Source organism: Shewanella sp. cp20 (assembly GCF_000832025.1).
Classification (GTDB): domain Bacteria; phylum Pseudomonadota; class Gammaproteobacteria; order Enterobacterales; family Shewanellaceae; genus Shewanella.
In genome coordinates this window covers 197,894-217,938 of the sequence record NZ_JPII01000029.1, presented here as the reverse complement: position 1 = coordinate 217,938, position 20,045 = coordinate 197,894, and the positions used below count along the sequence as shown (strand labels likewise).

The window sequence follows — 20,045 nt, the reverse complement described above, 5'->3', positions numbered from 1 at the left end:
ACGATGATCACACTATGCTCACCCAATGCTCAAGCCATGCTCGCATCGGCACCCGTTTTTCATCCCACAGGTTTACGTTGAAAACATGATCTGATGCATTAACATCTTCTGGACATGCTCTCTTTTTCGCCTTACCTTAAAATAGAGTAATTACTCTAAACCGTTTTCACCAAGAGTGGGAGTTAACATGGTTGAATTAGTAGATGTAAACGGAACTCAGGTTCATATAGAAGGCCAAGGCGAACAGACCATACTGATGCTTCACGGCTGGCCCGATACCTATCGGCTCTGGCAACCACAGGTCGATGTCCTTAAGTCAGATTATCGTTGTGTTCGATTTAGCCTACCCGGCTACGAGGACAAACAATCGCGCACGCTCTATACCTTAGAGCAGATCGTCACCTTAATTGACGCTGTCATCGACGCCGTTAGCCCTAACCAGAAGGTGATCTTAATGCTTCACGATTGGGGCTGCTTCTTCGGTTACCAGTTTTATCTGCGCCATCAGGATAAAGTCGAGAAGATCATAGGTGTCGACATTGGTGACGCCGGCTCAAAGGAGCATCAGTTAACCGCAAGCGTCAAAGCCTTTATGTTTGCCTACCAGATCTGGTTAGCCACGGCCTGGAAAATTGGCGGCAGCATTGGTGATGCGATGACCCGCAAGATGGCTAAGTGGCTTCATGCACCGGGAGATCCTGCCTTGATCGGTTCATCTATGACCTATTCCTACTACTGGAAATGGAGTCGAACGCTGACGGGCAAGCCTCTGGGTCATCTGCCACTAAAAATCGATTGTCCCTTGCTGTTTATATACGGAAAGAATAAACCGGGTATGTTCCACTCCTCTGCGTGGGAACAAGAGATGGCCGCAAGAGAAGGTAATCGGGTCATCGCTTTCGATACCCGTCACTGGGTCATGACAGAAGCGCCGGAGGCCTTTAATCAAGCCATCACCCAATGGTTAACACGTTAACCTAACCGGGCTCGTTTCGATGAGGAATCGAGCCCGCATGCCCTGCCACGCCCCTAAATTGTGCCTTCCTATTGGGTGCTAAAAAAGCGTTTTACACTAGATATTAAGATCATAACGAAACAAATCGCCAACTTAGTCTTGCTTTTCATTAGCGGTTCGACATAAACTCGATTTCGCAACATTTGAGTAACATTTGTAAACACAATAAGAACAACCTCAATCAAAAGGACAAATTGATGAGCAAGCTATTCAAATTATCAACACTCGCCATTGCTACCACCTTACTGAGTCAATCGGCCCTCGCCGAGGGGATCGCCGCTAAGCTGCAGATGAGCCAAGACAGCTTTAGCAGCGACCAGGACGTGATGGTCACCCTAACCCTGACCAACGAAGCAAACGTTCCGGTGAAACTACTCAAGTGGTTTACCGCGGCAGATGGTGTTGAAGAGTCGCTATTTAAAGTTACCGCTGACGGTCAGGAGCGCCCTTACCTTGGCGCTCACTACAAGCGTCAAGCACCAAGCCATAAGGACTACATCAAGCTAAAATCTGGCGAGAGCATCTCTTACCAGGTAGAGCTTTCGTCGCTATATGACATGTCGTCTACAGCCAACTATGAGATCAGCTACGATGTCAGCTCTATGCAACTGTTTGCGCCAAATCCTGGCCAAGCCAAGAAGCTGGCTCGCTTGGGCGTAGAAGGCATACATTCGGCGCCAGCAAGCTTCTACCTAGAGGGTCGCGAATTTAAAGGCGGCGCTAACAAGGGTAAGCCAGGCACTGGCGATGGTGGCGGTACTACACCTGACGGTATCTCTTTCACCGGTCGCTGCAGCAACTCACAGCAGAGCGATATCCTTGCCGGCCTGGCTGCGGCTAAGACTATGTCTGCCGACGCTAACCAGCACCTGGCCACGGCCAGCAGCAACTCTCAGCGTTACAGCACCTGGTTTGGTGCCTACAGCTCTTCTCGCTGGAACACGGTAAGCAACAACTTCAGCAAGATCGACAGTGCGCTTAACAACGAGCCGTTGACCTTTGACTGTAGCTGTAAGAAGCAATACTACGCTTATGTTTACCCAACTCAACCATACAAGATCTACATGTGTAATGCCTTCTGGTCAGCCCCAACATCGGGCACTGACTCTAAGGGCGGCACCATCATCCACGAAACCAGCCACTTCAACGTAGTTGCCGGTACCGATGATATCGTTTACGGTCAGAGTGGTGCAAAATCTTTGGCGATCAGCGATCCTTCACAGGCGATTCAAAATGCTGACAGCCATGAATATTTTGCTGAAAACACGCCTAACTTAAACTAATCTTCTTATTATCTTTCTTGTCAGTTAGAGGGCGGAATTATCCGCCCTTTTTTTGTTTGGTCTATGCCAAAGGTTAACGCCTATGTTTACGCCTTTAAGGTCTCTGTCTCTTAGCCTCTTGCTACTCTGGACGATCAGTATGAACAGCCTCGCACATCAAGCATTGCCCACCTGTCGCCTAATAAAGGCGGAGCAAGACAATACCCTCACCTTCGAGATACAGGCCCCCACTGAGACCAGCTGGTATCTGCTTAGCTGGCACACGCCCTTCGATGCCTGGTTTAGTGAGTTTCTGACCCTGACCGACCTTGGTAATCAACAGGCACTCGATTACCAAGGCGCACTGGCCAAGCGCGGCGAGCCACTTGATGACGACTACCTGCTGCTACCTGCGGGTAAATCCCTAACCGTCTCTCTGGCGCTTGCTCAGGCGTTTGAGATCCCGCCAGGTCGATACAGAGCGGCGCTGAAGCCCATGAGACTCTATCAAGACCTAAGCGACAAGCAGCAGGTCGCGACGCTTGAATGCCCGGCGCTAGAGGTAGAGTTGCCCTAACCGCACTGACTTTTACTGCATTTGCTTTAACAGCCTGGTCTTAACCGCATTAGCCTTTCAGGCCTGTTTGCCCAAAATCCGAACATAAAAAAGCCACCCTTAGGGTGGCTTCTCTATATCACTTACCTGGCAGGCTGATTAGACCAACTTCATCTCCTGGATGATCTCATGGGCTATCTCAGGTGTGGTACTTACCGGCTTTTGATGCAAATCTGCCTTCAACTGCCCTTTTCTGTGCTTTAACGCCGCATCCAGTTTTTTGGCGGCATTTGCGATAGCTGGATACATAACATCGTCACTCCCAGAGGCGGATATCCGGCTACCTTCATAATTGGTACTGAGTTCGACCTGAAACTCTCCGTGCTCTTTAGCAATGATGACATCGAGTGAAATGAGCGTTGGGAAATGGGTCGCGATCTTGGAAAACTTTTGATTCACATGCTCTTTAATTGAATCGGTGATATCTACGTGATGACCAGAAAGATTTATTTTCATAGGTTTTCCTTTTTAGGATGACTTCAATAATGAACTTGGGATGATTAAAAGAAAAAACAAGGGACTGAAGCACTTTTTTTTCAATTGACGCCTATGTAGCATGGGCGATATCCAAGTAAATCTCCATTCACTGTCTACTAAGATCTACTCCCCATACAGGTTAAAATCAAGCGGCAAAAACAGGATATCGGGTGCAAACGAGCGGTTTCGGCCATAAATCCCACAAAATAAACAAAATTTAATCAATCTGACTTTATGACGTCACCTTAGGGCCTGTTGACCTTTTGAGAACAAATTTTGTTCTAATTGAGCACGTTCAAATCGCGGCATCAGGCTTGAAGTATAGTTATTCTATATAAAAGCCGAGTAACAAAGCGTTGAACGTGCTCAAGACGAACCCTGCGGGCAGCGTCTGTATCATTTTTCTACTGCGTTATCGCTCATTGATGTAGCACACCACATTACAATCGCTCTGCCTTCTATAAAAGCGATACAGAATGCTGCAAAAATGAACGCGAAAGATAAACAGGCCCTAGCATCCTCGCTAGGCTAAGAGATGAGCTTTACATGTAAATACGAATGAGAACTTATCTCAACAAGTGTATAATGACCTGAATTATAGGTCATCAATTTATCCATAGTGAATACAAGCATTTCTCAGCGTCTAACGCCAACCAAGCGAGACCTCTCTCCCAGGGCTTCGGTCATCGTACGCCTGCTCGCCTCCCTGCTTGGTGGCTATGGCGTAGCGGCGCTCACCACAGTTCTGCTGGCACAGTCTCTGCCCCTAAGCCGTCTCGACGCCGTACTTGTGGGCACCATGGTCTCCTTTAGCCTCTTTGCCATGATGATCATTCGACTCTTTAGCCTAAGGTCCCACCTACGCGTGGTGCTGGAACCCGTGGCACTCTGCAGCCTGCTCTACGGCCTCACACTCGTTTTAGGTTAATCCCATGAAAGAGACTTTTTTTCGCTCCATGACCTGGCTGCACACCTGGGCCGGTCTCGCCGTCTGCTGGCTACTGCTACTCATCTTCTTTGCCGGCAGCCTGAGTTATTTTCGCCATGAGATCAGCCTGTGGAGTAAGCCCGAGCTGCATCAGGCCGTGTTTCAAGACTATGACCAACGACAAGTTGAGCAGCAAATCACCAAGGGCCAGGCATATCTGGCCGACAAAGCGCCCGATGCCGCCAGCTGGACCATATCTTTCCCGAGCGAGCGTAAGCCCTATCTGAGCTTCGGCTGGGCGGATGCGCCGAAAGCAGGCGAACGCCGCGGCAAGTTCCACGAGCATGTGGTAAGCCAGGATGGTCAGCAGATGATCACAGACATTCGCGACTCCCGCGGTGGCAACTTCTTCTATCGCCTGCATTTCGATCTCCATTACCTGCCTGTGGTGGCCGCGCGCTGGATAGTGGGGCTCGCCACCATGGCGATGCTGATCGCCTTGATCAGCGGCGTGGTGATCCACAAGCGGATCTTTAAAGACTTCTTCAGCTTCAGGCCAGCCAAGGGCAGTCGCTCCTGGCTCGACGCTCACAATGTCAGTGCCGTGATGGCACTGCCCTATCATCTAATCATCACCTACACGGGTCTCATCACCCTGATGTTCATGTTCATGCCATGGGGCGCTTTGCAGCAATACGATGGTGACGTGCGCGCCTTCAGGGCCGATCTCAACCCAGCGCGAATACAGGAAAAGCCAGGCGATACTCAGGCGCCCCTCTTCGATGCGGCCAGACTCGTCAGTCAAGTCGAGCGCCAATGGGGCGCGGCGCCCCTGAAACAGGTGAGCATCACAGGCCCAGGGCGTGACAGCAGCCGCATCAGCTTTACCCTTAACAGCGAACACACGGTTACAGATAGGCGCAGCCTGCTTGTCTTCGATGGGATAACGGGTGAGCTTAAATCCTTAGGCAACCCAGAGAGCGCCACCTACAAGACCTACGACACCCTGATGGCCCTGCATACCGCGCGCTTTGCCGACTGGGCCTTGAGGGGATTGTTCTTCCTCTGTGGTCTGCTAGGTTGCGCCATGGTGGCCACAGGCACCCTGCTGTGGGCGGTGAAAATCGCCCAGAAACAACAAAAAGCCATTAAAACAGGTGCCAAGCCAAGCATTGGCCTCAGGCTGGTCGATGGGCTCAACATCAGCTTCATCTGTGGCCTTCCTCTCGCCACGGCAGGCTTTTTCTATGCCAACCGCCTGTTACCAGTCGATATGTTTGACCGAGCCCAACGAGAGGTGGATGTCTTCTTTATCACCCTGGCCGTCATCGCCATCGTTGCGCTGTGGGATGGGCTGCGCTGCACGCAATCTTGGCGACGTTGGCGTCAATGGTTAGCCCTGGGTGCCCTGGCCTTTGCGGCGCTGCCGCTACTAGGCGCCGTCACCTCTGGACAGAGTCTGCTTAGCAACATGGCCGATAACCAATGGACCCTAGTGGGTTTCGATATGGTCAGCCTGCTGTTTGCCTTGGCACTGGGGTTTGCCGCCAGGCAGGTGTCACGCACTAAGCTGATCCCTTTGCGCCAAGGCGCCACTAGCAGGCTAAACAGTAAATCAGCCGCGTCTAGCACAGCTAACACTCTTACTGCCAGAGCAGCGGTTAATAAGAAAGAATCGAAAGACCTAAGCTTAGAGGAGGCTCGCCAATGATATTAGCCCTTTGTCTAGGCGTCATCGCCTTTGGTTTAATGGCGCTGTCAATGTTCGGCCACTATAAAGACTGCTTTGGTCGAGCCCCGACGAGGGCCGAGCAACGCTGGCTAACAGGATTTGCCTGGTTACTATTACTCGGCAGCTATGGCCAATGCATCCACTATTATCATCTGGGCTACGGCAGCATCGTCTTCTTTGGCGTGATGACCATTACGGCACTGTCCACCATCTTGCTGCTGAGTTACCAGGCCAAGCGCCTGCCTTTGGTGTTAACCCTAACCAGTGTCTTTAGCTTAGTGTTTGGAGGCAGCGGCCTTATCGCCTAACTGGTTATTAATTCAGCTAAGGTACAGCCTCAGTCCATTAGGATACGCCTAATCAGACTACAGGTGACTAAGGCGAATTAAGATGCGAGTTTCTCCGGCGATGGCCTACCAACAGCTCAATCAACCAGTGAATCAACCGGCCAATCAACAAGTGGAAAGGCAAGATAACAATACGGCCATCATGCCACCAGCAGGCAAGATGACGCCACATCAAGTCTCGCAGACTGTGGAGACTAAGGTCGATGGCGTGCAGGACACAGTAACCATCTCGGCCCTGGCGAGACAGCTAAGTGAACATGATAAGGCCTCTGCTCAAGCTTCTGACGAGGCAACCGAGACGCAGCCATTGAGCCGCCCAGTACCTGACGATGCGCTGGACAAACTAAAGGCCTATAAGCAAGCCCAGCTCGAATACCAGGTACGCAGCGACATGGCCTCTATCGTCACGGGCAATCATAATGGTCTTTCACCGGTCAGCATCTATTATCTATCCCAGCATGACGACGCGCGCAGTGCAGTCGTCAACGCTAGCATGCAACAGCAACAGGTTTCTGCCATGCAGACCTATGCCAAAAGCAATGAACAGGCGATGAGTTGGTATCAGGCCTAAGCACCTGCTAAGTCAGCGTGACTCTGGTATATTAATCCCACCTCACATTAACGAGTCGCACGCGTGTCTTTTTCGGTAAACATCTCATGGCCAGCACAGGACAGTGCTACCAACCTCACATCGACAGATCATGAGCTTAGCTTTGGTAGTGGTCAGCATTTGCAAGGTTCGGCCGCCGCCGAATATCGCGGCAATGACACGCGAGTCAATCCAGAAGAGAGTCTGCTCAGCGCGCTGGCGGCCTGCCACATGCTGAGCTTTCTCACCATAGTGCAAAAGAAGCGACTCACCCTGATAAGCTATCATGACGAGGCGAGCGCCGAACTGGGCACCAACGCTCAGGGGAGAACGGCGATCACCCGCATCACCTTAAACCCCAAGGTTGAATCGGTGCCGCCATTAAACGATGAACAGTTAACTAAGCTGCATGCCCTGGCCCACAAACACTGCTTTATTGCTAATTCCCTGGCCAAAGAGATAGCAATCGAGATCATCCCTGGCTAACGCTGGCGACTCAAGATGCCCTTACCTCAAGATGCCCTTATCTCAAGATGTCCTTACCTCAACATACCAATGCCCCACGACACGCTGGACTGGTACCACGCCATAGGGCTCATGCAGTCTAGGCGCCTAGCCCTTGTCACAGAGAAAGCGTGCTCAGCATACATATATCTGCGCCCATAAAAATGGAGGTTACCGACCTGGGAACTGCTTGGTCGGTAACCTCCTAAAATGGTATGGGTTAAGTTAAGGCGTTATAAAAGCTTTATTTAACGTCTTGGGCCATCCCGCTGCCTGGCATCGGCTGCGCCTTAATCGGCAGTACAGGCTCGAGTTCCAGCTTCTGCTTGAGATAGTTAAGCGCCTTGTTCAACTGGGCATCTTCTCCCTTAAAGGTGGCGTGGGGCAGATTGTCGACCTCGATATCCGGACTGATGCCTCGCCCCTCCACTATCCAGCGTCCATCCATGGCGTACTGAGGATACTCGGCCACACGCGCCATCCCCTTATCGGTCAGCGAGTTTCGACCCGAGAGCCAGACACCGGCACCGGCGGTCTGCTTACCGATGAGCGGCGCCAGGCCTAACGCCTTGATGCCGGCAGAGAAGGTCTCGCCGTCTGAATAGGTCAGCTGATCGGTTAACACCACCAGGTGACCGCGGAAGGTCTGCTGCATGTTGGTATTTGGCGTGCCTTGGGTAGGCTGCCAGAACATCCAGGCGCGGCGCAGCAGTTTCTCGATGATCCAGCTGTCGATGTTACCGCCACGGTTACGTCGCACATCGATGATCAAGCCCTTCTTCTCAATGTTGGCGTAAAACTCGCGGGCAAAGTTGGCGATATCACCTGAGCCCATGGCATACAGGTGTAGGTAACCTATGTCACCCTCGCCGGCCTTAGCCACCTTCTGGTTATTGTTGTTGACCCAATCTAGGTATCTCAGCTTGGCATCGACGCGGTTAGCCACAGGCAAGACTATGGTCTTGAGCGTCTTACCCTCGCGTTTAAGGGTCAGCAGCACCTGCTTATCGGCCTGATTGCGCAAATGGCGTGCCACGTCGGCAACGTTTTCAACCGGCTTACCATTGATAGCCAAAATCAAGTCACCCACCCTGGCATCGACATCGACCCTGGCCAGCGGCGAAGCCTGCTGGGGTAACTCGGCATCGTTTTGGTAGATATGGGCTATCTTGACCCCTTGCTTGGTCTGTAACAGACGGGCACCTAAATTCGCCCCCTTAGGCTGGTTAGGATCTAGCGGCAGATCGCCGCCACGCACCTGAGAGTGCAAGGCATCGAGCTCACCCATCATCTGCATAAAGATATCGTTGAGCTCATGGCGATCCGTCAGCCTGGCCAGCAATGGCTGATACTTGGCCTTGGTCGCCTGCCAGTCGAGGCCGCGCATCTTTTTGTCGAAGAAAGAATCTCTGTGCATCAACCAGGCATCTTCAAACATCTGCTGCCACTCGAGCTGAGGAGAAATAGCCAGTTGCCATTGTTCGGTCTGCACCTTGGCATGATTTAGCTCCTTGGGCAGCGACTCGCCCGCATCGACGATTAGCATCTCCGCGCCCCCTTTGCTATGGCGGCGCAGGAAGAGCTTGCTGTCATCGGCTGAAAGCCCATAGCTGGCCACATCGTCACTGAAGGTCTCAACCTTAGGCCCGAGGGGATCAAATTTGATCCACTTAAGCGACGGCGCCTGGGCACCATCTACCGAATTAGACAAGAGATACAACCCCTTGGTGGTTACCTGCAACTGACTATAGTTGCCCGACGCCACAGGCACCTGCCATAGACGCTTGCCAAGCCCCTGCCACTGAACCTGAGTCTTGGCGGGCTTATCGGCGGCGCTCGCTTCTTTAGCAGGCTGCTGATTTAATTCGTTAGGCTTAGTAAAGGGGAAGACCGCCTTTGGCGTCAGTGCCAGGGCGAAGATCTGTCCGCGCTTGTCGAATACCGGCCCCATGTTGCGATCGCCCCAGGGTGAGGTGGGGGTCGCATTAAATTCGCGATTAGAGATGAAATAAAGCCACTGACCATCGTCGCTGAAGGCCGGCGAGAATGACTCATACTTGTCGCTGGTCAGCGCCTCGGCTCGCTTCTCATCCAGAGAATAGAGCACTATCTGTGGCCTCTGCTGGCCTCGCTCATCCTTGGTCACAGCAATAAAACGGCTATCGTTCGACCAGACCACATCGCCGTATGGCCCCAGTCCCTGGCCATTGGTCAATATCTTGCTATTACGGCCCTTCTTGAGATCGAGGAGCCATAAATCGCCATTGTAATCGTCATGGGCAATGTAACGGCCATCGGGCGACAGGCTGATACCCATACGCAGGGCGCTGGCATCTTGGGTAAGCTGCTTGGCCTCATCGCTGCCATCTGCGCTGTAACGCCAGATCTCCTGCTCGCCCGATGCGTCGCTGATGCCATAGACCCATTTGCCATCCGGGCTCATCACGGCGCCGCGAACCCGGTAGTCGCCGGGCAAAGCCAGCTCTATCAGGCGCGAGCCGTCTGTGCCCGCCAGCGCCACATGGCTGCGGGCGGTGATCACCACCTTGTCACCACTCGGCGCCAGGCTGGTCGAGGTGGCATACTTCATTGGTTGATTGACCCAGTGCTCACGGCGCTCGGCAAAATCCGAGGTCAGATGAATATCCAGGGTCGACACCTGATTGCTGGCAATATCATAGAGCTTGATGTCGGCGCCCTGCTGAAACACCACGCGCCCCTGCTCTAGGCGGGCACCGCGTACCTGCCAGTCACTGAATTGCGTATGTTGACGTAGATCCTTGCCATCGAGCGCCATGGACCAGATATTATCGTTGCCGCTGCTGTCGCTGACGAAATAGAGGCGGTCTTGCCACAACATGGGCTGGCGCACCGAGCCTTCATGCTCGGCGGTCAGAGGCTGAGCCTCCTGGTCGCTGCCGAGCTTATAACGCCACAACTCGCCTTTGGCACCGCCGCGATACACCTTGGCATTATCGCCGGTGGCCTGCAGACCGAAGCGGGTAAAGTAGACATAATCACCGGCATCGTCCACCACACCTTCGATGGCATCGGCCAGCGGCAGATCTTGGGTGGTTAGCGTCTTAGGATCGACGCTGCGTAGCACCCAATAGTTGGCTGGGCCGAAGGCATTATCCGTGGCATAGAGCACCTTGCCATCAGCCGTCCAGCCCTGCACTCTTACTCGGCTGTTCTCGAAACTGACTCGCTTGGCCACGCCCCCCTGAACCGGCATCACGTAGACCTCGCTGGCCCCTTCATAGTTGGCGACAAAGGCGAGCTGCTGACCATCGTTAGAGATGGCGGCGCCCAGCTCCTGCGCCGGCAGGCTGGTAAGCCTTCTCGCCTGGGCATCGCCCAACTGCTGAACCCATAGATCGCCCTCGGCGGTAAACACTAAGGTATCGCCATGAATGGCTGGCGAGCGGTAATAACCAACATTCTGCTCGGCGGCTTGGCTCTCGGCTTTTACATTTTCAGCTTGAGCGGCGAAGAGTGGTGCGGAAGAGGCTGTGCCCAAGGCGATCGCGCAGCAGGCAAACAGGTGAGAAAGTTTCATAAAGCGCCCATGATTAAGTCAGATTTATTCTTATGGGGCAACAAGGTAGCAAACTTTCCTTAAATCTACAGTAATTTGTGACCAAAGAAGTATTAGCAAATGTGTACAAATATCCATAATCCTACGCTGATCTTTAGTCGGCTGATTGGGGGAGTGGATATCGCTATCCATTTAACCCAAATAAGTAGCAAACGGAGGTGGCAAACGGAGGTAGCAAAAGAAGCTAGTCAAAAGAGAGGGCAGAGGGTGAGTCGCAAAAGATGATGGCAAAAGATGGTGGTAAAAGATGGCGTAAAAGATTGGTTGATAATAACCAAGCCAAGTCCACCAGCGAATTAAGCCCTTCTAAACAAAAGGGGCCCATAGGCCCCTTTTGCTAATTCAACCCGTTAGTTGTCCTGTCGGTGCGCCTTAATCTGACTCACCAACTCACGCCACTGGGCATGTTGAGGATGACTGTTATCTTCTAGCCTTGGACGCTCCTTTAACAATCTTTGGTAGAGGGTATCGGCATCAGGCCACAGCTCGGCATCGACCAGATGCTGCAGATGATTCACCGCCTGAATATCCGATATCACCGCCTTGGCCTGGGCTTTCACTTCGGCTTCGGGAGGCGTTAGCGACTCGAGCTTGGTCTGCTCGCCTGTCTTCACCTCTGTGTTGAGATCCGCAGGCGCTTTACGAGACATCATAGTGACGGCCTGGGGGCTCGCCATCTCGGGCGCGTCGACATCGGCCTGGGCACTGGGTCCCTGCTGCACTTTCGGCTCTTGCTTCTCGTGCGGCGCTGCCATGCGCATCAGCTGAGGCTCACTGGCGAGCATAGGCCGAACCTGCTCGTCTATGGGGTTTGGTCCATTGAGGTTCATCAGCAGCAGGCTAGACAACAGGAGTACGGACGCGGCCGTTGACATCGGCCAGCGATAACGGCGCCAGAAGCTGACCTGGATAACATTGGCAGACCCACTCTGCTTATCCGCCCCCTCACTCTCTTGCTCTGATAGGTCTTGCTCATTTAGGCGTCGCTCATTTAGGCGATGCTGGGCCATCGCCAGGATACGGGCATCGACTTCGGATGATGGCTGCTCTGTCGCCTTAGCGAGATAGAGTGCCTTTAGCTCGGCATCCGAGAGCATTTTATCGTTTTCATCTGACATTAGACTGCTCCTGCCATTTCTGTTGCACACAGGCCTTAAGCGCCTGATTGGCATAACGAATACGACTCTTGGTGGCTTCCATGCCGACCCCGGCGATCTCACCAATCGCCGCCGCGGTAAATCCCATCTCCACATTCAGCAGAAAGGCTTCTTTCTGCACATGGGGCAAAAGGCTGATGCAATCCTTTAAGATCGAGGCCTTCTGCTCATCCTCAAGCTGGTCATCCGGGCCGCTCTCATCGCTGGGAATTACGGCTTCCAAGGGCTGTTCATCGCCCGCCGGATCACTCAGGCTATCCACTGGCTTGAGCGCCCTGACATGATCGATTAGCAAGTTATGGGCGATGCGATAGAGCCAAGTGGTAAACTTGGCACGCTGCTCATAGCCTGCGGCGGCCTTAATCACCCGGCTCCAGGTCTCTTGGTAGAGGTCTTCGGCCAAGGCAGCGTCGCCGAGTTGACGCTTAAAATAGCGATACAGGCCACCCTTGTGTTTATGATAAAGCTGCTCAAAGGCTCCCTGATCTCCCTGGGCATATTGCATCATTAAGGTTTGATCAGGATCCTTTACAACATCATCTTCAGATACCTTAGTCACGCTAGGCTCCCTATGCATATCCATAAATGGACCATCAGTCATCTATGACTGAGTCTGCATCGCCTCGCTCCGTTTGTCTACGGCTAACCTAAGGTATGCTTGTAAATTCAACTATATGCTGTCCTTTCTAGGCTTATCTTCCAATACAGGTTTAGGATCCGGTTGAGGCGGCCAAGGCTTATCAATTGGTTTAACTAAGGTATGCTCTCCCTGCTTTATTTGCGGGGCAGCAGGCTCTTCTCGTGTTGATGACTTAAGCACTTTTAGCGGCTGTTCGCTGCTATTATCAGTTGCCTGTATCTCAAGGCTTTCAGTCTGTTGCACCTGCGCTTCAGCTGTGTTTTCTTCAACCGATTGTTGATTTGTCATGTGACAGCCCGAGAGCATAACCAACAAAAATCCCATCACCAACGAGGACAAATGATTTAGGTTCCCAGTGCTCGGCACGGCGTTAACTTGGGTCGATAGATTCATCCACATTTCATACTCCCGCTGTCACGTTAAACTCATCATTAATTCTAGTAACGTTAGAAATTGGCTAAAGGGTTAAACAAGACAAAAAAAAGCCGTCAACCTATAAGGTTGGCGGCTTTTTTCTCATAAAAATGAGATTATGCGTTGGCTAATTTCTCTTGTAGCTTGGCATCTTTTGCCTGCACGGCTTCGGCAGACTTAGCACGCTCTTCTTTCACCGCAAGCGCTAGGGCGTCATCGCCAACGGCCAGCATCTGCGCCGCCAGGTAACCCGCGTTCTTCGCGCCTGCACTGCCGATAGCCACGGTTGCCACAGGCACACCGCCAGGCATCATCACTGTCGATAGCAGAGCATCATGACCCTGTAGTGGACCGCAATCTACTGGCACACCGATCACTGGACGTGTGGTGATACCGGCTACGGCACCTGCCAGGTGAGCCGCCAGACCCGCTGCGCAGATAAATACCTTACAACCACGTTCTTCGGCATCGTGAACGTAAGCGTGGGTCGCTGCAGGCGTGCGGTGCGCCGAAGTAACCTTGGCTTCGTACTGAATACCGAAAGTTTTAAGTACATCTAAGGTGGCTTGCATTGTTGGGAGATCAGAATCCGATCCCATGAGTACGGCAACAAATGGCTTAGTCATCTTTTATCCTTTTTGTAGGGTAAGGCTATTGTTTTGCGCGCATTATAGTCATTTTTAAATGCAGATAATAGTGATCGGCGGGATTAACCTAAGTGCAGTAAAAAGGCTTAGGCAGCATTGACTTAGCCCACAAATAACCGATTAACATTGTGCGAATATAAAAACAGTGAGTTCTGGAGTGCTGGGTAAGTAATAGATAGGTGATAAATCGCTAATTGTTAGGCGATTTGACGACGCGACCAGGCATATTTAGCCATGTCGCGAGTCTTGACTCAGCACCTCGCCCGCCCCTTTCAAAAAGGCTGGCGAGGTCAATTCATACAAGTTAGCCGAAGAAGAGACGCCACAACCAGGAGGAGTCAAGATCTTCCTTACAGCTGTGGTACTGGGCAGCATAACGCTTAGAGCGCTTGTCGACCTTGTCGGCCACCTTGATCAGCCAAGGCTTCTGCCTGTAGGTGCCGCGCTTATAACCGCCCCACCCCTCATGGTAATTGAGATACTGATTACGGGCATCCCACTTGGAGACTCCGTTGATCTTATGGGTCTTGTAGATAAACCAGCCCATGAAGTCCATGGCATCATCGAAATCACTGCGGCTCGACCAAGAGTTGCCCGTCTCACGCACATAGTCATCCCAGGTCAGCGTCTTGGCCTGGGCATAGCCATAGGCGTCGCTGGCACGGCCGATAGGAATGAAGCCTAGGAAATACTCCATCGGCGGCGCGGCATTATGTTTAAATGAGCTCTCCTGATACATCATGGCCAACGGGACATGTACCGGGACGCCCCACTTCTCGCGGGTATTGACTGCGGCCTCATACCAGTCTCGATTCTCTTGATAGATGGCACAGAGGTTCTCAGGATCCTCCGGTGGAGAGGTGGCACAGCCGCCCAGAGTCAGAAGCGTGGCAGCAAGTAAGGCAAAGGAAATCTTTCTCATCAAAAGGCCCGAAACAATAACTCAATCAAAAGGCTAGTGTCACATCCTTACTAGAGAGATGCAATCGGCCAAGGGGATTTTTCAACACGGCCAAAGGGATTTTTAACCTTGGCAAAGGCGCACTAATTGCTTTCGCTTAGAAACTCACACTCGTGACTTTCTTGGGCCCACACCACCGGCTGCCAGTAGTCGCTGTCCAGTCCGCGGTAGATCTTGTCTTGATTAAATTGCGCGGCGAGATGATAGCGCTGATTCGCCTCCAGGTGCAGCGTCAGCGTCTTGGTCTTGCGCGCCGCGAGTTTCACCTTGAGCCGCGGCGAATCGATAAGCTCGGCCAGGGTAAATTGGTAATCCCCTGGTGCGAGGCGATAATTAGGCCTTGAGATCACAGGCTTACCGTTGAGGTGGGTCACCACGGCGCGGTATAAGCCCTGGGACTCATCGGGCATCTGATAGCCAGATACGGTCGCGCACAAAGACTCGTTATCGGGCCCGGAGGCGCAGCCCGATAGCATCATCAGCGTCAGCAGGCCAGCACCTGCACCAATAGCGCGAGCCTTCATGTTTACACCACTTGCTCTACCGGCGCGGGCGCCTCGGCGAAGTAGTCGGCAAGATACTGTTCAAAGTCCTGGGTTGATTCGGCCTCAAGCTGGGCCTGGGCCGCGAGGGATTGCGTAGCCGCCGCCTCATAGGCCGCCTCAACCTCTGGTGAGAGTGGATACTCAAGCAGGGCCTGATAATAATCTTTCGCCAGCGATTTCACCCACTGGCTGTGGTCTATCCCCTCGGCCAGTAGCGTCGACATCACGCGGCCAGATAGGGTCTTCGCGGGATCACGCACCGCCTCAAGCCAATGGGCCAGACTGTCTTGATAGGCCTGTTCTTCACCATCGAGCAGCTTGGCCAAAGTATTTAGCTCACCAAAGAGCGACTCCAGCCAGGCCTGCAGCGTCACTTCCTCACCGGCACGGTTAAGGGTCAACCCCGGCTCTCGGCCGCGGGTGATCACCCGGCTCAGGTTATCGCCGATGGCTGCCTCGTCCTGTGCATCGCTCTTCGGCGATGGCGTCAGCAGGCAGTGCAGCAGGAAGAGATCCAGGAAGCGCACCTGATCGGCATCAATACCCACGGGGCTGAATGGGTTAACGTCCAGTGCACGCACCTCGATATATTCGACTCCGGCGCGGGCCAATGCCTGAGAAGGCTTCTCGCCGGCCAGCGTGACCCGCTTGGCGCGGATGGGTGAGTAAAATTCGTTTTCTATCTGTAGCACGTTGGCATTCAACTGACGGAATTCGCCGTCAACCTTGACGCCTATCGCCTCGAAACTGGCCGATGGCATCTTGATGGCCGCGTTGATCCCCTCGAGGTAATCCGCCAGGGAGTTGTAACTGATGTTAAGCCGCTCCTGCTCCTTGTTGGTGTACCCCAGATCACTCATGCGTAGCGAGGTGGCATACGGCAGGTAGAGGGTGCCCTTACCCAGTTTTTCGAAGGCGAGATCGGTTTTTTGATCCTTGATGAAGGAGCCACACAGAGCCGGCGACGCGCCAAACAGATAAGGTAGTACCCATACCAAACGGCGATAGTTACGGATCAATCCAAAATAGGATTCGGAAATAAAATCGCCCCGGCTGAGGCGCTTATCCGATGCCTGGTAGAGTTGCTCCCACAGGGCATCGGACACGGAAAAGTTAAAGTGTACGCCAGAGATGATCTGCATCTGGGCGCCATAGCGATAGGTTAACCCTTTGCGATACAAACGCTTAAGCTTGCCGGTATTGGAACTGCCATAATCGGCAATGGGAATATCGGCCACATCGCCCACATAACAGGGCATGCTCACCGGCCAGAGCTGCTGCTCGCCCAGGTGCCTTACGGTAAAGGCATGGGTCTGGGTGAGATCCGTCAGTAAGGCGGGGATATCTTGATAGACAGGGGTAATAAACTCTAACAGGGATTCGCTGTAGTCTGTGGTGATCCGCGAATGGGTCAGGGCCGAGCCGAGCGCCTTAGGATGTTTATCCATGGCCAGATGACCATTTGGCTCGATACGTAATGCTTCGCGCTCAATACCTCGTTGCATACCTGCCAGTGCGGCGCTTCCCTGCTCGTTATCGAGTAGGCCTATCACTTCATCGAAAGAGTTCAAATTCTTCGTCTCTCATTGCTTCAACCGTTTGCCTTGCAAGTCAGACCTGCAAAAAGCGCGTTTGCTTTCGCCATCACCACAAAATAGCCGCTGTGCTAGATCCTTGGCAAGGGAAAAAATAAAGCGGTGAGCAGAGTTAATGCTCACCGCTAAGGCTTATATTGGGGCGCAATCTACAGATTACAACTCTAAATTACTCACCCGGTAGCCAAGGGCCTTAATCTCTTGCTCTATCTTGGCCCTGTCGCCGACGATCAGGACGATCATCTTGTCCAGTGCCAGCTTATCCTTCGCCAGCTGATTGAGCTCATCCTTGCTGACCGAGTTGATGATCTCGGCCTGCTGCTGAGTGTAATCGGCGGCGAGATCATAACGCTGGATCTTCCGCATGAAGCCCGCCTTCTGGTATGGCGTCTCATAATCCAGAGCCTGCCCCTGAGAGATAGAGCTGCGCAGGAAGCTCAGTTCCTTGTCTGTCATGCCGGCAGCCTGATAGGCATTGATCTCCTTGGCAAACTCGCTGAGCGCCTGCGCCGTCACATCGCTGCGTACGCTGGCCGACGCCTCGAACAGGCCAAGCTCGCTGCCGCCGCTGAAGTAGCTGCGGGCGCCATAGGTGTAGCCCTTGTCTTCCCGCAGATTGAGGTTGATGCGGCTGTTAAAGGCGCCGCCGAGCGGGTAGTTCATCAGGTAAGACTTGAAGAACTCATCTGTGGCGTCGTAGGCCATGGCGCGCTTACCTATCTTGATCACCGACTGCGCCGCGCCCGGCTTATCCAGAATATAGACGGTACCGGCATCAAGCTTTGGCATGGCTGCAAGCTCAGGCATAGGCGTCGCCTCCCCCTGCCACTTGGCAAGGCCCTTAAGCTTAGGCATCAGCTGCGCCTTAGACAGGTTAGTCACGGCCACTATCTGGGCGTTTCCGGCGCGGAACTGCTTGTTGTAGAAAGCCTTAACATCATCCAGTGTCAGCTGAGATACTGTCTCTGGCGTGCCCATGTCGCTCACCCCCAGGGCCGTGTCTTTGCCGTAGAGCAAGGCATCGAACTGGCTGTCGGCGACATAGTTAGGGTCAGACTGCATGTGCTGCAGGCTCTGCAGGTGTTGCTGCTGTACCCGGGCAAAATCGCTCTCTTTAAAGCCAGGATGGAACAGCTTCTCCTGAACGATGGCCAGGGTCTCATCTAGATGTGAGGTCAAGGCCGAGACCTTGATATAGCTCTGATAGACGCTGCTGCCGAAGCTGACGCTACTGCCAAGCATCTCAAGTGCCTGAGCCAGCTCTTCGGTGCTGCGCTGCTCGCTCGACTCGTTAAGCATGGCCGCGGTCAGGCCGGCTAGCCCCGCCTGTTTCACATCCGCCAGGCGATGGCCACCGTTGAGGTAGATAAGCAGCTCGACGGTAGGCGTCTCGTCGCTCTCTGTGCCCATGACCTCTATGCCGTTGCTCAGCTTATCTGTCCACAGGCTTGGCGCCGTAATAACGGGTGCCTGCTGGGCGTTCGGCATGACGCTGCGATCGAAGCTGCTTCCAGCCTTTGCCACATCAACCATGCCGCTCACGGCCTCGGCAGCCACACGCGGCGCCGGCGGTACAAAGTTATCCTGACGGGCGATCAACTGCTTCTGCCCCTGAGGCACGACACTCATCACCACAGACGGCTTGCCCTTGATGTAGGTGTTAAACACCCGCATCACATCTTCCTTGGTCACGTTGGCGTAGCGCTTAAGATCGTGCGCTATCATGTCGGGATTACCGAAGAAGGTCTGATTCAGGGCCAGAGTCGACACCTTACCCTTAACACTCTGCAGGCCGAAGATGGTGCTCGCCTCGAACTGCACCTTCACCTTCTGCAGATCATCGTCGGTCACGCCACGCTGTTCAAACTCGGCAATAGATTCCCTGATGCGCTGCTCGACATCCGCAAGCTGACCGCCTCTGGCCGGATTGGCCAGGGCATAGATAGAGAACTGACAGGCCAGTTCCTGACAAGGGTGGCTCACCCCTGCCTGCACCGCATAACCATCTTTGACTAAGTTCTTGTAAACCAATGAGGTGGGGCCGCCACCTATGATGTTGGCCAGCAGATCCAGCGCCGCCTCATCTTCATGGCTGGCGTAGACAGTTGGAAATGCCATGCGCAGCAGCGGCAGGTGCACCCTGTCTTCCATGGAGATGTAACGTGTCTTATCCAGTGTCACCAACGCCTTTGGCTCAGGTTTCACCTCTGGACCTCTGGGGATCTCGCCGAAATATTTGTTCACCCAGGCCAGGGTCTGCACCTCGTCGAAGTCGCCACCAATGGTGAGGGTGGCGTTGTTGGGCCCGTACCAGCGCTGGAAGAAATGCTTCACATCATCGAGCTCGGCGCGATCAAGATCCTCGGGCCAGCCGATGACGGGCCAGGAATATTGATGACCGCTCGGATAGAAGGCCTGATTAAAGCGCTCGTTCATGCGGCCATAGGGCTGGTTGTCGATACGCTGGGCGCGCTCGTTCTTCACCGTCTCACGCTGCACCTCAAACTTGTTATCCGTGAGTGCGGGCAGGAAATACCCCATGCGATCCGACTCCAGCCAGAGCATCTTCTCTAGCTGATTGCTGGGTACTGTCTCGAAATAGTTGGTGCGGTCCGTGTTGGTGGTGCCGTTTAGATTGCCGCCTGCCTCGGTGACCGTCTTGAAGTGCTGCTCGTCGGCCACATGCTCTGACCCCTGGAACATCATGTGCTCGAACAGGTGCGCAAACCCCGAACGGCCGGGCAGCTCTCTTGCCGAGCCCACATGATAGGTGACATCCACATGCACCAGAGGGTCCGAATGATCCTGATGCAGGATCACCGTCAGGCCATTGGCCAGCTGATATTTCTTATAGGGGATCCCCACGCCCGACTCGGCCAGGGCAACATTTTCGACCAGCGAAACGCCTTCAGGCAGTGCCAGATTAGCCGGCGCGTTGGCACAGGCGCTCAGCGCGGCCGAAATTGCCGCAGCCAATATCCATTTTTTCATTCTTTACTCCTATTTGAAGCAGTGGTG

General features: G+C 53.5%; 18 protein-coding genes. 8 read left to right on the top strand and 10 right to left on the bottom strand.

Translation table 11 applies throughout. The features are described 5' to 3' along the window. Window positions 1-187: 187 nt before the first annotated feature. The 3 genes from DB48_RS12105 (at window position 188) to DB48_RS12095 (ending at window position 2,854) form a co-directional block, all read left to right on the top strand. Entirely contained in the window at window positions 188-976 is a 789-nt protein-coding gene (locus tag DB48_RS12105; RefSeq protein ID WP_041510509.1) for an alpha/beta fold hydrolase, read from the top strand. Between the two features lie 236 nt (window positions 977-1,212). After that, window positions 1,213-2,298 (top strand): M35 family metallo-endopeptidase, encoded by a 1,086-nt coding sequence (locus tag DB48_RS12100; RefSeq protein ID WP_041510508.1) that lies wholly within the window; start codon window positions 1,213-1,215, stop codon window positions 2,296-2,298. A 139-nt stretch (window positions 2,299-2,437) separates the two neighbouring features. Continuing rightward, complete coding sequence (locus DB48_RS12095) at window positions 2,438-2,854, top strand: hypothetical protein (RefSeq protein WP_052813771.1); 417 nt, start codon at window positions 2,438-2,440, stop codon at window positions 2,852-2,854. A 138-nt stretch (window positions 2,855-2,992) separates the two neighbouring features. Here DB48_RS12095 and hpf read toward each other — a convergent pair whose 3' ends face one another. Next, window positions 2,993-3,349, bottom strand: a complete 357-nt coding sequence (gene hpf, locus DB48_RS12090; protein WP_041510507.1) for a ribosome hibernation-promoting factor, HPF/YfiA family — start codon at window positions 3,347-3,349, stop codon at window positions 2,993-2,995. Window positions 3,350-3,989: 640 nt separating this feature from the next. On the opposite strand from hpf, the gene DB48_RS12085 reads away from it, so the two are divergent. The 5 genes from DB48_RS12085 to DB48_RS12065 all read left to right on the top strand — a co-directional run bounded on the left by DB48_RS12085 (window position 3,990) and on the right by DB48_RS12065 (window position 7,452). Then, on the top strand, window positions 3,990-4,298 hold the full coding sequence (locus DB48_RS12085; protein ID WP_082035633.1) for a hypothetical protein: 309 nt from the start codon (window positions 3,990-3,992) through the stop codon (window positions 4,296-4,298). Between the two features lie 4 nt (window positions 4,299-4,302). Continuing rightward, window positions 4,303-6,009, top strand: coding sequence for a PepSY-associated TM helix domain-containing protein (locus DB48_RS12080; RefSeq protein ID WP_041510506.1), 1,707 nt, complete (start codon window positions 4,303-4,305; stop codon window positions 6,007-6,009). After that, window positions 6,006-6,338 (top strand): DUF3325 domain-containing protein, encoded by a 333-nt coding sequence (locus DB48_RS12075; protein WP_041510505.1) that lies wholly within the window; start codon window positions 6,006-6,008, stop codon window positions 6,336-6,338. Before DB48_RS12080 ends, DB48_RS12075 begins: the two co-directional genes overlap by 4 nt. A gap of 82 nt (window positions 6,339-6,420) precedes the next feature. Further along, window positions 6,421-6,948 carry a hypothetical protein gene (locus tag DB48_RS12070; protein WP_152619151.1) on the top strand — a complete coding sequence of 176 codons (528 nt, stop codon included), beginning with the start codon at window positions 6,421-6,423 and terminating at the stop codon, window positions 6,946-6,948. A gap of 63 nt (window positions 6,949-7,011) precedes the next feature. Further along, on the top strand, window positions 7,012-7,452 hold the full coding sequence (locus DB48_RS12065; protein WP_041510504.1) for an OsmC family protein: 441 nt from the start codon (window positions 7,012-7,014) through the stop codon (window positions 7,450-7,452). Window positions 7,453-7,714: 262 nt separating this feature from the next. Here DB48_RS12065 and DB48_RS12060 read toward each other — a convergent pair whose 3' ends face one another. The 9 genes from DB48_RS12060 to DB48_RS12020 all read right to left on the bottom strand — a co-directional run bounded on the left by DB48_RS12060 (window position 7,715) and on the right by DB48_RS12020 (window position 20,018). Then, window positions 7,715-11,029: a S41 family peptidase gene (locus tag DB48_RS12060; protein WP_041510503.1), complete on the bottom strand. Its 3,315-nt coding sequence runs from the start codon at window positions 11,027-11,029 to the stop codon at window positions 7,715-7,717. Between the two features lie 389 nt (window positions 11,030-11,418). Further along, window positions 11,419-12,186 (bottom strand): hypothetical protein, encoded by a 768-nt coding sequence (locus DB48_RS12055; RefSeq protein WP_041510502.1) that lies wholly within the window; start codon window positions 12,184-12,186, stop codon window positions 11,419-11,421. Then, on the bottom strand, window positions 12,176-12,802 hold the full coding sequence (locus DB48_RS12050; RefSeq protein ID WP_041510572.1) for a sigma-70 family RNA polymerase sigma factor: 627 nt from the start codon (window positions 12,800-12,802) through the stop codon (window positions 12,176-12,178). Before DB48_RS12050 ends, DB48_RS12055 begins: the two co-directional genes overlap by 11 nt. Window positions 12,803-12,895: 93 nt before the next feature. Continuing rightward, complete coding sequence (locus DB48_RS12045; protein ID WP_041510501.1) at window positions 12,896-13,264, bottom strand: hypothetical protein; 369 nt, start codon at window positions 13,262-13,264, stop codon at window positions 12,896-12,898. Window positions 13,265-13,395: 131 nt separating this feature from the next. Beyond that, complete coding sequence (purE, locus tag DB48_RS12040; protein WP_041510500.1) at window positions 13,396-13,905, bottom strand: 5-(carboxyamino)imidazole ribonucleotide mutase; 510 nt, start codon at window positions 13,903-13,905, stop codon at window positions 13,396-13,398. 325 nt (window positions 13,906-14,230) lie between these two features. Then, on the bottom strand, window positions 14,231-14,848 hold the full coding sequence (locus DB48_RS12035; RefSeq protein ID WP_041510499.1) for a transglycosylase SLT domain-containing protein: 618 nt from the start codon (window positions 14,846-14,848) through the stop codon (window positions 14,231-14,233). Between the two features lie 122 nt (window positions 14,849-14,970). Beyond that, window positions 14,971-15,411 (bottom strand): hypothetical protein, encoded by a 441-nt coding sequence (locus DB48_RS12030; protein ID WP_041510498.1) that lies wholly within the window; start codon window positions 15,409-15,411, stop codon window positions 14,971-14,973. A gap of 2 nt (window positions 15,412-15,413) precedes the next feature. Then, the gene (gene gshA, locus DB48_RS12025; RefSeq protein WP_041510497.1) at window positions 15,414-17,003 is read right to left on the bottom strand and encodes a glutamate--cysteine ligase; all 1,590 of its coding nucleotides are present in this window, start codon (window positions 17,001-17,003) and stop codon (window positions 15,414-15,416) included. A gap of 180 nt (window positions 17,004-17,183) precedes the next feature. Beyond that, window positions 17,184-20,018, bottom strand: a complete 2,835-nt coding sequence (locus DB48_RS12020) for a M16 family metallopeptidase (RefSeq protein WP_041510496.1) — start codon at window positions 20,016-20,018, stop codon at window positions 17,184-17,186. Window positions 20,019-20,045 lie beyond the last annotated feature (27 nt).